At 55.4% G+C, this 14,298-nt stretch carries 11 protein-coding genes; 2 read left to right on the top strand and 9 right to left on the bottom strand.

The features are described 5' to 3' along the window. Positions 1 to 1,239, bottom strand: a complete 1,239-nt coding sequence (locus tag VF709_RS07825; RefSeq protein ID WP_058651677.1) for an MFS transporter — start codon at positions 1,237 to 1,239, stop codon at positions 1 to 3. A gap of 204 nt (positions 1,240 to 1,443) precedes the next feature. Here VF709_RS07825 and VF709_RS07820 point away from each other — a divergent pair, with 204 nt between their 5' ends. Both VF709_RS07820 and VF709_RS07815 read left to right on the top strand, forming a co-directional pair. Beyond that, complete coding sequence (locus VF709_RS07820) at positions 1,444 to 1,806, top strand: type II toxin-antitoxin system RelE/ParE family toxin (RefSeq protein ID WP_013097692.1); 363 nt, start codon at positions 1,444 to 1,446, stop codon at positions 1,804 to 1,806. Next, a complete protein-coding gene (locus tag VF709_RS07815; protein ID WP_149896833.1) occupies positions 1,794 to 2,093 on the top strand; it encodes a helix-turn-helix domain-containing protein in 300 nt (99 codons plus the stop codon). Before VF709_RS07820 ends, VF709_RS07815 begins: the two co-directional genes overlap by 13 nt. Before the next feature lie 125 nt (positions 2,094 to 2,218). Here VF709_RS07815 and pheP read toward each other — a convergent pair whose 3' ends face one another. The 8 genes from pheP to VF709_RS07775 all read right to left on the bottom strand — a co-directional run bounded on the left by pheP (position 2,219) and on the right by VF709_RS07775 (position 13,480). Next, on the bottom strand, positions 2,219 to 3,607 hold the full coding sequence (gene pheP / locus VF709_RS07810) for a phenylalanine transporter (RefSeq protein ID WP_013097694.1): 1,389 nt from the start codon (positions 3,605 to 3,607) through the stop codon (positions 2,219 to 2,221). 102 nt (positions 3,608 to 3,709) lie between these two features. After that, on the bottom strand, positions 3,710 to 5,683 hold the full coding sequence (locus VF709_RS07805) for a PhoX family protein (protein WP_149896832.1): 1,974 nt from the start codon (positions 5,681 to 5,683) through the stop codon (positions 3,710 to 3,712). A 126-nt stretch (positions 5,684 to 5,809) separates the two neighbouring features. Next, positions 5,810 to 7,993, bottom strand: a complete 2,184-nt coding sequence (locus VF709_RS07800) for a TonB-dependent receptor (RefSeq protein WP_013097696.1) — start codon at positions 7,991 to 7,993, stop codon at positions 5,810 to 5,812. A gap of 223 nt (positions 7,994 to 8,216) precedes the next feature. Further along, the gene (gene yahO / locus VF709_RS07795; RefSeq protein WP_013097697.1) at positions 8,217 to 8,492 is read right to left on the bottom strand and encodes a DUF1471 family periplasmic protein YahO; all 276 of its coding nucleotides are present in this window, start codon (positions 8,490 to 8,492) and stop codon (positions 8,217 to 8,219) included. Positions 8,493 to 8,642: 150 nt separating this feature from the next. Next, positions 8,643 to 9,674 carry an ABC transporter ATP-binding protein gene (locus VF709_RS07790; protein WP_149896831.1) on the bottom strand — a complete coding sequence of 344 codons (1,032 nt, stop codon included), beginning with the start codon at positions 9,672 to 9,674 and terminating at the stop codon, positions 8,643 to 8,645. 1 nt (position 9,675) lies between these two features. After that, on the bottom strand, positions 9,676 to 11,250 hold the full coding sequence (locus VF709_RS07785) for an ABC transporter permease (protein ID WP_187170836.1): 1,575 nt from the start codon (positions 11,248 to 11,250) through the stop codon (positions 9,676 to 9,678). Positions 11,251 to 11,274: 24 nt separating this feature from the next. Then, a complete protein-coding gene (locus tag VF709_RS07780; protein ID WP_038982837.1) occupies positions 11,275 to 12,291 on the bottom strand; it encodes an iron ABC transporter substrate-binding protein in 1,017 nt (338 codons plus the stop codon). Between the two features lie 358 nt (positions 12,292 to 12,649). Then, entirely contained in the window at positions 12,650 to 13,480 is an 831-nt protein-coding gene (locus VF709_RS07775) for a CPBP family intramembrane glutamic endopeptidase (RefSeq protein ID WP_038418833.1), read from the bottom strand. Positions 13,481 to 14,298: the final 818 nt, after the last annotated feature.

Genomic DNA, 14,298 nt, shown 5'->3' with positions numbered 1-14,298 from the left:
TTACGCCTTGTCATCGTCATACTTAAACGTGAGAAGGAAAATCAGCGCGATCGCCGCGGCAGCCACCGCCGGGATCCACCAGAACGTGACCCACGCCTGCGGAACGGCCTGCCCGGCCACCAGGCGGTTATAGAGCGCGCCGGATATCTGCGAGCCAAGCAGCATGCCGATGCCGTAGGTGAACATCACGATCATGCTCTGCGCCTGACCTTTGACCTTTTCGCCTGCGACCCGGTCGGTATAGATAAAGCCGACGACAAAGAAGAAATCGTAGCAGACGCCGTGCAACAGAATGCCGAGATAGAGCAGGATGCGCCCCTCTTCACTCACGCCCAGCGCAAACATGGCGTAGCGCACAAACCACGCCAGCATGCCGATCAGCAACATGATTTTCACGCCCAGGCGGCGGAACAGCAGCGGAATGACCAGCATGAAGACGATCTCAGACATCTGCCCGAACGACATGGCGGTACTGACATCCGCAATACCCGCATCCGCCAGATACGAAGCGGTGTAGGCGTAGTAGGTCCCCAGCGGGACGGAGATCAGCATCGCGCAGACGGAAAAGACGAAAAAGTGGCGGGTTTTAAGCAGCGCAAAGGCATCCGCGCAGAAGAGATCGCGAACCTGCACCGGCAGCCCTTTCGCGGGAGCAGGCGTGTGCGGTAGCGTCAGGCTGTAGAGAGCCAGCAGCACGGAGCTGACTGCCGCCACCTGGAAGATGGTGACGCTTGCCGCCACGCCGGTGACGCCGATGAAAATGCCCGCCACAATCCAGCCGATAGTGCCAAACACGCGCACCACCGGGAAGGTTTTATCCACGTTCGCCAGGCTGTGAAAGGCGATATTGTTGGTCAGCGCCAGCGTCGGCATATAGCAGAGCGTGTAACCAAACAGCAGGCCGATCAGCAGCGCACCGTTTTCCGCAATCAGCGCGCCCGGCACGAACCAGAGGATTGCCGCCCCGGCCAGATGCATCACCGCCATCACCTTTTGCGAAGCGAAGAAGCGATCCACCAGCATGCCGAGCACAAACGGCGACAGAATAGAGGCGATAGGCCCGGCGGAGAACGCATCGCCAATCAGCAACGACATGTTGTGCTGGGTCATCACCAGACCCAGCGTGACCGACCAGCTTCCCCAGATAAAAAACTGCAGAAACATCATCAGCGACAGACGCGGCACCAGCAGCCGGTGCGGTGCTATCGCCTTTCCACTACTTTCAGTTGTTGACACCATGATAAGCCTCACCCTCAAAAGTAATCGATTACAAAACAGTTCAAACAAAAAAGTAATCGATTACAAAATAAAGATCCTGTGGACGTAGAAGATTTGGGAGGAGGGTCACGATAAAGAGGCTTGCCTGATAAACAGATGTGTTCTGATTGGAATTATAGCCAATAGGCTATAAAATAATAAGGCGAGGAAGCTACAGGAGAAACGATGTGGAACGTCGAGACAACAGACAGATTTGATGAATGGTTCTTTGAACAAACAACAGCGTTAAAAGAAGATGTGCTGGCAGCAATGCATATTCTTTCTGAGTTTGGTCCGCAACTTGGGCGGCCGTTTGTAGACACCGTGAAGGCTTCAGCCTTTGGGAACATGAAAGAGTTACGAATTCAGCACAGAGGAAATCCCATCAGGGCCTTTTTTGCTTTTGATCCTGACCGCAAAGCAATTGTGCTCTGTGCCGGGGACAAAACCGGTTGCAACCAAAAACGGTTTTATAAAGAGATGATAGCGCTGGCTGACGTTGAGTATCACAGACATCTGGCGAATAAGGAGGCCATATGGCAACGCTAAAAGAACTTATGGCACAACAGAGCGCGGAAAGTCAGGAGCGCATTGCGGCGAAAGTTGAAGTAATGCGCAGAATTGTTGCGCTGAACCAACTGCGGGAAGAGCTCAATATTTCGCAGATAGAACTGGCTGTGGCAATGGGGGTAAAACAACCCACGGTGGCGAAAATCGAACAGCCGGGAAACGACCCCCGACTTTCAACGCTCAAACGCTATGTGAGTGCGCTTGGAGGGGAGCTAAGCATCGATGTGACGTTACCAAACGGGAAACGGATAGCGTTTGAGATTTAATAGTGCAACATGTAGGCCCGGTAAGCGCAGCGCCACCGGGCGTGAAGGCAGGTGCGGTCTGGTTTGGTGCGGTCTGTTGCCCTCACCCCGGACCGAACACCCACAGGGAGAGGGAGAAAAACGGGCTACTTTTTGCGTGAGAGCTTAAACGCGATAAACAGGAACACCACCCACACCGGCAGCAGCATGGCGGACAGACGCATGTCGTCGATGGTGCACATCAGCACCAGGATCATCGCCAGGAACGCGATACAGATATAGTTCCCCGCCGGATAGAGCAGCGCCTTAAACTGCGTCTCACGCCCCTTGCGGCGCATCGCGGCGCGAAAACGCAGGTGCGCCAGGCAGATCATGATCCAGTTCAGCAGCAGCGTGGCGACAACCAGCGCCATCAACAGACCAAAGGCGGATTTCGGCAGCAGGTAGTTGATCAGCACCACCAGCGACGTAATGGCCCCGGAAAGCAGCAGAGAGTTGACCGGCACGCCGCGGCGGCTGACGCGGGTGAGGAATTTCGGCGCATTCCCCTGCACCGAAAGGCCAAACAGCATGCGGCTGTTGGAGTAAACCCCGCTGTTATAGACCGACAGCGACGCCACCAGAATGACGAAGTTCAGCGCCGACGCCACCACGTTGCTGTTCAGATCGTGGAAAATCATCACAAACGGACTGCTGTCGGACTTCACTTCCACCCACGGGTAGAGCGCCAGCAGTACCACCAGCGAGCCGATGTAGAACAGCAGAATACGGTACACCACCTGGTTAACCGCTTTTGGAATGCTTTTATGCGGATCGCGCGCTTCGGCCGCGGTGATCCCAATCAGCTCCAGCCCGCCGAACGAGAACATAATCACCGCCAGCGACAGGATCAGCCCCTTCCAGCCCGTCGCCAGGAAGCCGCCGTGCTGCCAGAGGTTGTCGAGAGTGGCCCGCTCGCCGCCGTGGCCTGAGAACAGCAGCCACAGGCCAAAGCCGATCATGCCGATAATCGCCAGCACCTTGATCAGCGCGAACCAGAACTCGGTTTCACCATACAGGCGCACGTTCACGAGGTTAACGGCGTTGATGATAATAAAGAAGGCCGCAGCCCAGACCCACGTTGGCACCTCGGGCAGCCAGTACTGCATATAGATGCCTGCGGCGGTCAGTTCGGCCATTCCCACCAGCACAAACATCACCCAGTAGTTCCAGCCGGAGAGGAAGCCTGCGAACGGGCCCCAGTATTTATAGGCAAAGTGAGCGAACGAGCCTGACACCGGCTCTTCGACGACCATCTCGCCGAGCTGGCGCATGATCAGGAAGGCGATAACCCCGGCGATACCGTACCCCAGCAGGACCGCCGGGCCAGCCATCTGAATGGCGGGGCCGATACCCAGGAACAGCCCGGTACCGATCGCGCCGCCAAGGGCAATTAACTGAATATGTCGATTTTGCAAACCACGTTGCAGCGTCGGGTTCTGTTCCGACGAAGCTTCAGCGCTACCGTTGCCTGAAGCGGATGACGCGTCTTTCACGTCCTACCCCTGTCTCTTTTTTAGAAGGGGCACGTTTTAACACTTCATGCTGGTGGTAGCAAGTTTAACGCCGGGCCACTGCGTGCACCCGGCGGATAAACGTCACGAACCGATGATCCCACCGTCCGCTTTGGTGATAACCACCGTCGACGAACGCGGACGTCCGTTCGGGTTCGCGTCTGGCCAGTTGGAAACAGCACGCGGATTGGCCGGGTCGGTAATATCATCCCCGCCCTCTCCCGGATGCTGAATGTTAATAAACAGCGTGCGGTTGTCCGGCGTAAACGCAATCCCGGTGATTTCACACCCGCGTGGGCCGGTCAGGAAACGGCGATACTCATTGGTGCCCGGAATGGTAGCCACCATCTGGTTATTGCCCATCCCTTCGTACGCTTTCTTATTAATGGTGCTGGAAGAGACATCGGTCTGGATCCACAGCACGCCCTGGTGATCGAACGACAGGCCATCCGGGCTGCCGAATGCTGCACCCTGCATGGAGCCTTTGGCCTTCGGATCGTCGCTGTCGGTACGCCCGGCCATCACCAGAATATCCCACTTAAAGCGAGCGGCGGCCGGATCGGCTCCCTCTTCGTGCCAGTGCATAATATGACCAAACACGTTGTTGGCACGCGGGTTGGCGGCATCGACCGGCGCTTTGCCCTCCTTCCCGCGATCGCTGTTGTTGGTGAGCGTACAGTAGACGCTGCCGCTGGCGTGCGGATCGACCGCAATCCACTCCGGACGATCCATTTTCGTCGCCCCCACCACGTCGGCCGCCAGACGGGTTTTGATCAGCAGATCGCCCTGGCTTTCGAAACCGTTGCTTTTATCCAGGCCATTCTGCCCGAAGATCAGCGGCAGCCAGTCGCCGCTCCCCTCCTCGTTGAACCGGGCAACGTACAGCGTGCCGGACGTCAGCAGCTGCATATTGGCTTCACGGTTTGCAGGATCGTATTTTTTGTCCGAGACGAATTTATAGATGTACTCAAACTTCTGGTCGTCCCCCATATAGACCACCACGCGGTTATCGGCGGCGAGCGTGACGGCGGCGCCTTCATGCTTGAAGCGGCCCAGAGCGGTGTGCTTGCGCGGCGTGGAGGTGGGATCGTAGGGATCAATCTCCACCACCCAGCCGAAACGGTTGGGTTCGTTAGGGGTTTTATCGACGCTGAATCGGTCATCCACCTCGTTCCAGCGGTAGGATTCATCGCTGTCGCTGATGCCGTAGCGTTTTTCCAGCGGATTAAGATCGGCTTTTTTGACAAAAATATCCGACCAGTTCTCCTCGCAGGTGAGATAGGTGCCCCACGGCGTATGGCCGTTGGCGCAGTTTTGCATGGTGCCCAGCACGCGTTCCCCCTGCGGGTCAGCGGCGGTTTTCATTAAGTCCTGATGCCGCGCCGGGCCGGTAAGCTGCATCGGCGTATTGACGGTAATGCGGCGGGCATACGAAGACGGGCGAACCACCTGCCAGTCGCTGCCCGATTTTTTCACTTCCACCACCGACACGCCCATCGCGTTCTGCCCCTTGCGGGCCTTGTCGAGATTCCAGTTGGCCGTGCCGTCGGTAAACAGCATCCCGTTATCGATGTACTCATGATTCAGCGCCAGCAGGCCATGTTCCGGGTTTTGTTTCCCTTGCGGCAGGCTAAACCACGCCATCCCGTCGTGGTGCATGCCCGCCTGCACGGCCTGTTCGTCGGTGGTGTTGCTGGCATCCTGTTTAAACGCCGGCATGTTGTTCTTGATCCCCGTCGGGTCACCCCAGCGATAAAACGGACGGGCGATATAGCCTTCCGGCACCCTGACCGTATCTTCCGTGGATACGTCGATGCTGGTAAAGCCCAGGGAAACCGCTTTTGCCAGTGCAGAAGGCTTTGATACTGCGGCAATGGCGCTTTCAGGTTTGATCAGAAAAGGGAATGAAGCGGCAGCACCCGCCACGGCGCCCATCTGTAAAAAACGGCGGCGGGAGAGGAATACCTCCGCAACCTCGGAGAATATCGGGTTAGCGCTGCGGTTAGTGATATCGTCGCGATGTTCTTTTTTAAATACGGATTTGAGGGGTCTGCCCATAGCGGCTTCCTGTCATTGGCCAAGAGGTAAAGGTCTGGAGGCCAGTGTAAGAAGCTTTTATTACAATTTTATAACAAGGTACGGAAGGATGGGGGCATCCCTGCCCCGGATAACGAGGTGGAACGCTTAGAACTCGTAGCCAACCGAGACCTTAAAGGTACGCGGTTCGCCCTGCGTGATGTAGGTGCCGGAATCATCAACGCTGGACCAGTAGTTTTCGTTGGTCACGTTGTCGATGCCCGCGCGCACCGTCATCTGGTTTTCATTGTGGTTCACCGCGAAGCGATAGCGCATGCCCAGATCCAGCGTGGTATAGCTGTCGAGCTTTTTGCTGTTCGCGAGGTCGGCGTACTGCGTGCCGGAGTGGTTGACGCGGGCGGTAGCCGTCAGGCCCTCAATCGGTTTGATGTCGTACTCTGCGCCCAGCACGGCGTAGAAGTTCGGGACACCAATGGCATCGTTGCCCTGATTCACGCCGTTTTTGGTTTTGGTCAGCTCGGCCTGCAGCCAGGTGGCGCTGGCGTTCAGGCGCATCCCGAGCATTGGCTCGCCGAAGACGTTCAGCTCTACGCCACGGTTACGCTGCTCAGCGTCCAGGCCGTAGTGACCGCTGTCGTCGAGGATCGCCGACGGCATTTTGATCTCAAACAGCGCCAGGGAGCCGCCCACGCGACCAAAGTCCGCCTTCACGCCCACTTCATTCTGCTTAGAGTGAACGATACCGGTGCTCTGGCCGTAGTTGGTGGCCGTGTTGGGCGCGGTTTTACCCGGTTGCAGTGCTTCGGTGTGGTTAGCGTAAAGCGAAATTTCCTCCCACGGTTTATAAACCACACCGTAGGTTGGCATCCAGCGGCTGCCGTCAAAACCGTCCGCGTCGTTTTCCGCACCGGTAATTTTGTTGTACCCGCGGATGACCACTTTCTGATGACGTGCACCAGCGGTAAACAGCAGCTTGTTATCCAGCACGCCCAGGGTATCGCTCAGCAGCCAGCCCTGAGTGCGGGTGCGCCCGCTGGTCAGCGGATCGCTGTATTTGCCGCCAGAGCCGTTGAAATTGGAGCTGTCCGGCATCGCGACGCCGGTGTTGTGGTAAATGTTGGTGGTTGGGTTATCCGCCGTCGCCGACATTTTCCAGGCGATTTTTTCGTTTTTGGTCATCGCGGAATACCCCACGTTGACCTTGTGCGAGACAAAGCCGGTAGTGAAGTGACCGCGTATCCCCGCCATACCGCTGACGGAATCGCTGATACGGTTGGTATCAAGACGGCTGACCGTGGCCTTACCGCTCTTGTCCACCAGCTTCGGTGCACTGTAGATCCCCTCTTCGTGCGCGTGCTGCGCGCCGAGACCGGTATAGGCCGTCCAGTTGTCAGTGATGTCGTACTCGCTGCGCCACATCCCGAACTCGTTTTCAATGTCGCTGTAGGCCCATTTCTGCGAGAAGTTACGATCGTTTTTCGGCGGCTCAGGCACAAAGTCCACGGCGGAAATGTTGACGCTGGTCGGGCTGCCGTGGAAGGTTTTCTTCTGATAGCCCAGATCCAGCGAGGTGCGGAAATTGTCGCCTTTGTAATCCAGACCGGTGGAGAGCAGCGTGGTGCGGCGGCGGTCGTTCGGCACACCGGTTTCCCCTTCCCGGTGAACCAGGTTCACGCGCGCGCCGAACTGGTCGTTGTCGCCAAAGCGTCGGCCTGCATCGAGCGTGGTGCCAATCTGTGAGTCAGAGGTGTAGTCCACGCCCACTTTCGCCTGCGGGACGTCGCCCGCATGTTTTGGCTCAAGGTTGATCATCCCGCCCACGCCGGAGCTTGCCGCGCCGTTCATCAGCGAGTTTGCCCCTTTGAAAATTTCAATGCGATCGACCATCTGGGCATCCACCACCTGACGCGGCAGCACGCCGGACAGGCCGCCAAAGGTCATGTCATCGCCGTCAAACTTCAGGCCACGAATACGGAAGGTTTCGGCGCTGTTACCGTAACCCTGAACAAACTGCACGCCCGCATCGTTGGCAACCACATCAGCAATGGTTTTCGCCTGCTGATCTTCCACCAGCTTCGAGGTGTAGCTGATGATATTAAACGGCACGTCCATGGCATTCTGCTGGCCGAGCATCCCCAGACGGCCGCCGTTTGCCACCTGTCCATCCAGGAAGGCGGGCACCAGCTGGTCGCCGCCGGGAGTGAAATCAGGCCCGGTGGCAGACTGGACGACCATGGTGTCTTCTGGCTTTGCCTCTGCCGCCAGGGCAGCGTGGGTCACTGCGCCAACGGCGAGCGCCAGCAGTGTTTTATGCATTCTGGTGTTGTTCATAATGGACTCATTAAATGTGCGCGCAAAAATGGCCCGTTGTCGGGCCTTAGAAAAGTTTATGTGTAATGCAAATGAGAACTATACGCATTATATCTGCGTTAGCAAGTGTAACCGCGCGTTTCGGCCTGAGGACAGGGGGTTAAATGAAGCCGGGGAAGAGAGAGATGTTACAGAGGGAAAGCGTGACGCACAGCCACCCCGGATCCGGGATGGCTGCAGGACATTATTTTTTCTTGTAAATATCGGCCGTGCCGTGAATTTTGTTGTTGGTATTACCTGACGTGAGCACCAGTACGTCGGCACCTTCTTTATCTGCTTTTTCAATCAATTCTTTCTTTGCATCATCAATAGAGACTTCATTTGAAGTACTTACCGTACCGATTTTTTCATACTGCGATTCGACTTTCTCGAATTCATTTTTCGTCAGCAGTTCAGCCGCAAAGGTATTGGTGGTAAACAGAAACGCCGTTCCCAGCAAAATAGCAGTCGTCTTTTTCATAACCTTTTTTCCTTGAGATTAATCAGCAACTACGAAAAACCTCACACATGATGGTGAGGTTTTATGAGCATGGTAGAGAATCTCAGGAAATGCCACACGTTAAGGAAAATTCTTTTATAACAACCCGTTGGATTAAATTACTAACGAACATTAAGAATATTCAAAAACGCGCGCCGTACCAGCAATATCAATACGCACCACCGCCCCCGGGTGCCATCCAGGCTGACTGACGGTTTTCAGGGTAATCGGCTCCGTTTGTCCGGCTAACGCCAGCGTCAGCGTGGAGAGCTGGCCGGTGAAATCCACATCAACAATCGATACCGGGCTTTCGTGCGCCGCGCATGCCGTCACGTGCAGTTGCTCAGGGCGCAACATCACTCTGCCCTGCCCCGTCGCCTGGGCGTTATCCGTGGGCACCTCGCCCAGCGCGCAGAGCGCATAGCCGCTGGCGAGCTGAGCAGGCAGGATCACCGCATCCCCCAGGAACAGCGCCGTCTCTTCATCCACGGGCTGGCTATAGACCTGATAAGGCGTGCCGACCTGAGTGAAACGCCCGGATCGCATGACCGCCACCTGCGTGGCAAAGGACAACGCTTCGTTTTGATCGTGAGTCACCAGGATCGAGGCCACGCCCGCTTCCGCCAGCAGGTCAGCCGTGGCCTTACGCGTCATGGCGCGCAGGCCGGTATCCAGCGCCGAGAAGGGTTCATCCAGCAGCATCAGGGAAGGACGCTGTGCCAGCGCGCGGGCAAGCGCCACGCGCTGCTGCTGGCCGCCGGAAATCTCATGCGGCCAGTGCGTGGCGAGTTGTCTGTCAAGCGAGACCATCTCCATCAGTGCTTCCACGCGCTGGCGCTTTTCGTGGCGGATACCGTCTAATCCCCAGGCAATGTTGTCTGCCACATTAAGATGCGGGAAGAGCGCCCCCTCCTGAGGAACAAAGCCAATTTTACGCAGATGCGCGGGAATAAAATTGTTCTGATCGAACAGGATTCGGCCCTGCATCACGATCCGTCCGCTATCCGGCGTTTCGAACCCGGCAAGGATACGCAGCAGCGTGGTTTTACCCGACCCTGACGGCCCGACAATCGCCATCCGGCTTCCCGGCGCGACGCTCAGGTTTAAGCTGTCGAGCACCTGCGCATCGGAAAACGATTTAGAAATGGACGTTAATTCAAGCATCTCATAGCCCTGCAATTTTTTTGGACTGCATATAAAGAATGGCGGTCAGCGGAAGTGAAATCAAAATCATCAGCATGGCGTAAGGCGCAGCGGCAACATAATCGATCTCGCTGGTCAGCGCCCAGAAACCGGTGGACAGCGTGCGCGTTCCCAGCGGGGAGAGCAGCAGCGTCGCCGTCAGTTCGTTACTGACGCCAAGGAAGACCAGCGCCGCCCCTGCCGCCGCACCGGGCGCGGCCAAGCGCATGGTGACGCTCCACAATGCCTTCGCGGGCGTGCTGCCCAGACTGCGCGCCACGTTTTCGAGCTCCACCGGCGCCTGGGCAATCCCGGCCCGCAGGTTAATGAGCGCACGGGGCATAAACATCAGCAGATAAGCCAGGAACAGCGTAATTTCGGTCTGATAAATCGGACGTGCATAGTGAATGGTGACCGTGACCAGCGCGAGGGCGGTGACGATCCCCGGCAGAGAACTGGTGATGTAAATGCACCCTTCCAGCATCCGGAAGATGCGGTGCGGATAACGGATACCGAGCCAGGCGATGGGAATGACACAGGCGGTGGTCAGCAGCGCGCCGCCCACGCCGAGCATCAGCGTCTGGCGCAGCGAGTGCCAGAGATCGGCGCTCATCCAGTTCTGTACGCCGCCAAGCCATATCCAGCGACACAGCACAATGAGCGGTACGCCCAGCGCCAGCACAATCAGCACGAGGAAAAACAGCTGGCCCAACGCCGCAGCAACAGGCTTTAGCGGCCAGCGCGTCTGTTCACGTGCCGCCCCTGCGCCGATGCGCGCATAACGGGCTTTCCCGCGGGTGACCCCTTCCAGCAGCAAGATGGCCAGACAGCATAGCGCCAGCACACCCGCCAGCATATTTGCCGCCGGGCCACTGAATGTCGACTGGAACTGGTCGTAAATGGCGGTGGTGAAGGTATCAAAGCGGATCATCACGTACAGGCCATATTCCGCCAGCAGATGCAGGGCCACCAGCAGCGCGCCGCCGCAAATCGCGAGCTTAAGCTGCGGTAACACCACGCGAAAAAAGACCCGCCACGGCGGCGTGCCGAGCGAAGCGGCAACATCTTCAAGCGTTGGATCCAGACGACGCAGCACCGCCGCCACGGGCATATAGATAAACGGGTAGTAGGCTAACACGGAGAGAAACACGCCCGCAGAAAGCCCATGCATGGAAGGCACCACACTCACCCAGGCGTAGCTTTGCACGAACGCGGGGATGGCCAATGGGGCCACCGCCAGCGCAGACCAGATCCCCCGCCCGGCCAGCTGAGTACGTTCCGTCAGCCAGGCTATCGCCACGCCGGTGACGATACAGAGTGGCACCGCTAAGGCCGTCAGCCACAGCGTGTTGCTGAGCAGCTCAGCAACACGCGGGCGAAACACCAACGCCTTAATGGTTTCCCAGCCCGTCTCAATGCCTATGGCAATGATAAAGCCCAAAGGCAGAAGCGCCATTAATGAAAACAGGACAGCTAACGCAACCATCGGCAGCGCAGGACGCCTGCGGGCAGGCTCCCGCACTCTGTTTTTGCCGATGTCGAGACTCAGACCAGACATAGGACGTTCACTTTACTCTCAGGATCACAGCAGGCCAGCTTGCGTCATCAGCGCGATGACTTTTTTACTGTTAAGCGTGGAAGGTTCCACTTTCGGTGCATCCAGCTCGTTCAGCGGCACCAGTTTCGGGTTAGAGGCCGCATTCACGCCCACCGCATATTCAAAGGCGTTATTGGTGCGCAGGCTATCCTGCCCTTCTTTGCCGGTGATGTATTTAATGAAGGCCTGTGCCTGCGCTTTGTGTTTGCTGGACGCCAGCACGCCGCCGCCGGAGAGGCTAACAAAGGCGCCCGGATCCTGGTGTTTGAAGTAGTAGAGTTTGGTGTTTTTGCTGTTTTCACCCGTTTTGGACTGATCGACAAAACGGTAGTAGTGATAAATCACCCCGCCATCAATCTGACCGGCGTTAACGGCTTTCATCACGGTGCTGTTGCCTTTATAGGCAACGAAATTGGCTTTCATCGCTTTGAGCCACTCAAGGGTGGCCTGCTCGCCTTTCAGAGCCAGCATTGCGCTGACGATCGCCTGGAAATCGGCTCCTGACGGAGAGGCAGCCCAGCGGCCTTTCCACTCGGGTTTAGCCAGATCCATCAGCGATTTTGGCAGCTGCTGCTCGCTCAGTTTTTCCGGGTTATAGACAAACACCGTGCTGCGAGCGGCAATCCCGATCCAGCGACCGTGTGCCGGACGATACTCCACCGGTACCTGCTTTAATGTCTCTGCATCTAATGGCGCAAACAGTTTGGCGTTATCAACCAGCACCATTGACGGCGAGTTTTCAGTTAAAAATACATCCGCAGGCGATGCGCTGCCTTCCTGCACCAGCTGGTTGCCCAGCTCGCTGTCATCGCCATTACGCAGAGTGACCTTAATACCCGTTTCTTTGGTAAAACCGTCTACCCACGACTTCACCAGATTTTCATGCTGCGCGTTATAAACAACGATACCTTCGTTGTTATCAGCGGCAACCGATTGAGTTGAAAGGAAAAGTGATGAAGACAACAGGGCAAGCGAGAAGCATGACAGCAGGCGAGAATTCATGAACATATCCTTAATAGACCAACGTGATAAACAACAAAGGGCTGTGTGGGACAGGATTAAAGCATACAACAACGCTAATGATAATTACTATCAATCGAGTTTAGGCGTAAAAGTGTAAAATTCGTTTTTAGCAGATTTTAGAATGATAAAAACCCAAATTTTAATGCGAGATAATTTTTAGATTAAGAAAACCTTAAGCCTGCCAACAATGAAATTCATTAGCCTTCTATTTATTCTGACGCGAAGGTAAATGTGTTATTCATGCCCCCGGCATATATAAAAAAAGCCCCGATGCTTCGGGGCTTTTTATGCTTATCCGGAGGCAGCCAAATATATAAGGCCACTATTTTAAAAAGCATCACACAGACGCGTGAGGGGCATACATCGGATAGGTGAAGAACAATAAATGCACACAGTTCAGCCCAAAATGGAAGAACGTTGCAACCCAGAGCCTGCCGCTCCACATCCACGCCAGGCCGTAAATAATACCGGAGAGGCTGGCAAAAATAATCAGCAGTAAACCGCCGCTATAATGCATTAGCCCAAAAATGAGTGAGGCAATCAATAGCGCTACAACAGGATGCACAACCCGGGACAAGCGCTGCTGCAGATAGCCTCTGAACAAGGCTTCCTCGGCCAAAGAGACGAAGAAAATATTCGCAAGGGCAAATTGAGCAAACCATTCTGGCGCATGCGGCTCAATTCTCAGCCCGCCCAACGCAACAGCCAGAAGTAACAGCGCGGGTATCGCCAATACCAATATTCCCCAGCCTACCTTGCCAGCTTTATAAAGGGGTTTTGCTACGAATAACGTTGGCATGCACGTAATTAAAAAGAACGGCACCACTGCCTTGTCCATATTAAAGTACATACTGAACGGCATGCTTTGCGGACCAACAACGACAGCGTCCAGTACCTTCGGGTTATGGAAGCCAGGGATCGCATGCAAAACCAGGGCAACGGCGATGACTACGCACAGGCCTTCGACCAGATAAGTATATTTATTATTTTTATTACGTAGCCATTCAACAACAGACCAGCCAATAACGATTAATGCAATCACCAGCAGCGCCGGGGCGTCAAGAATGCTCTGTTTCCAGCCGAGAAATGCCGTTAACCCCAGCATCAGGTAAGCCAGGCTTTTATTCAGGGAAAGTGCGGCAAGCGAAGTTGCGAGTAGATACCACATAAATGTCCTTCATGATTGGCATGTACAACAGTGAAATGAATGTCGTGCCAGAGGCATCCCACGGGGAAGCCATAAATAGGGTGCCGACTACCGGAATCGAACGGATGACCTACGGATTACACGTCAGTTGCTCTACCTACTGAGCTAAGTCGGCGTTGGTCCGCCACCGGAGCCTCGAACCCCGTACTACAACATCCTGGTTGTCGCTCTTCCCGATGAGCTAGTGGCGGTATGGTGGCCCTGACTGGAACTACGCCAATGACCGGTCGATGGCGGAACAAACGTTCTGACCGACAGGCTACAGAGCCGGGTTCAGAATGATACACATCTGGAATTAACCACGCAAATCAGACGGTTAAAAGCAGGCACAGAGTGAAGGATCGGTAGCGGTTGGTCGGTCTGGGGAAGAGTGGGCTGGATTAAGCGCTGACCCCTGTAGGATTGAATATTAGATACTAATTGTCTGAATTTAATAGGAATTAGCTCATTCAATAATATAACATACCCCCACATATACCCCCATATTCATCCGCATCAATCCCACGCAAAAAGAAACAACGAACATTGTGTGCATGAATTTACTGGAGCAACAAAAAAGCAACAAATTAATCGTTGAGACTTTGTTCACCATACAGACAGAAAACACGCATATATACTCAGAAAACGTTGTTCCAGTCGTTCCAGTTGTTCCAAATCTTGCAATTTATTGAATTTAAACAAATCATAACTCAAAAAGTGGAACAACTCGGGGCAAAAAAAGTTGTTCCAGATGGCGTTTTTGGTACAACTCGGGCGGTGAATTTGAAGCATGAATGGCG

The sequence above is a fragment of the Enterobacter sp. Lyrl_3 genome (assembly GCF_051948675.1).
In the GTDB taxonomy this organism is placed as follows: Bacteria; Pseudomonadota; Gammaproteobacteria; order Enterobacterales; family Enterobacteriaceae; genus Enterobacter; species Enterobacter cloacae.
The sequence above is the reverse complement of the archived record's forward strand: the minus strand, read 5'-3'. Positions and strand labels throughout refer to the sequence as shown.

Excerpts from the sequence above, each read along its gene's own strand:
- VF709_RS07825 (WP_058651677.1), bottom strand. The coding sequence starts at position 1,239 with ATGGTGTCAACAACTGAAAGTAGTGGAAAGGCGATAGCACCGCACCGG.
- VF709_RS07820 (WP_013097692.1), top strand. The coding sequence starts at position 1,444 with ATGTGGAACGTCGAGACAACAGACAGATTTGATGAATGGTTCTTTGAA.
- VF709_RS07815 (WP_149896833.1), top strand. The coding sequence starts at position 1,794 with ATGGCAACGCTAAAAGAACTTATGGCACAACAGAGCGCGGAAAGTCAG.
- VF709_RS07805 (WP_149896832.1), bottom strand. The coding sequence starts at position 5,683 with ATGGGCAGACCCCTCAAATCCGTATTTAAAAAAGAACATCGCGACGAT.
- VF709_RS07800 (WP_013097696.1), bottom strand. The coding sequence starts at position 7,993 with ATGAACAACACCAGAATGCATAAAACACTGCTGGCGCTCGCCGTTGGC.
- yahO (WP_013097697.1), bottom strand. The coding sequence starts at position 8,492 with ATGAAAAAGACGACTGCTATTTTGCTGGGAACGGCGTTTCTGTTTACC.
- VF709_RS07790 (WP_149896831.1), bottom strand. The coding sequence starts at position 9,674 with ATGCTTGAATTAACGTCCATTTCTAAATCGTTTTCCGATGCGCAGGTG.
- VF709_RS07785 (WP_187170836.1), bottom strand. The coding sequence starts at position 11,250 with ATGTCTGGTCTGAGTCTCGACATCGGCAAAAACAGAGTGCGGGAGCCT.
- VF709_RS07780 (WP_038982837.1), bottom strand. The coding sequence starts at position 12,291 with ATGAATTCTCGCCTGCTGTCATGCTTCTCGCTTGCCCTGTTGTCTTCA.
- VF709_RS07775 (WP_038418833.1), bottom strand. The coding sequence starts at position 13,480 with ATGTGGTATCTACTCGCAACTTCGCTTGCCGCACTTTCCCTGAATAAA.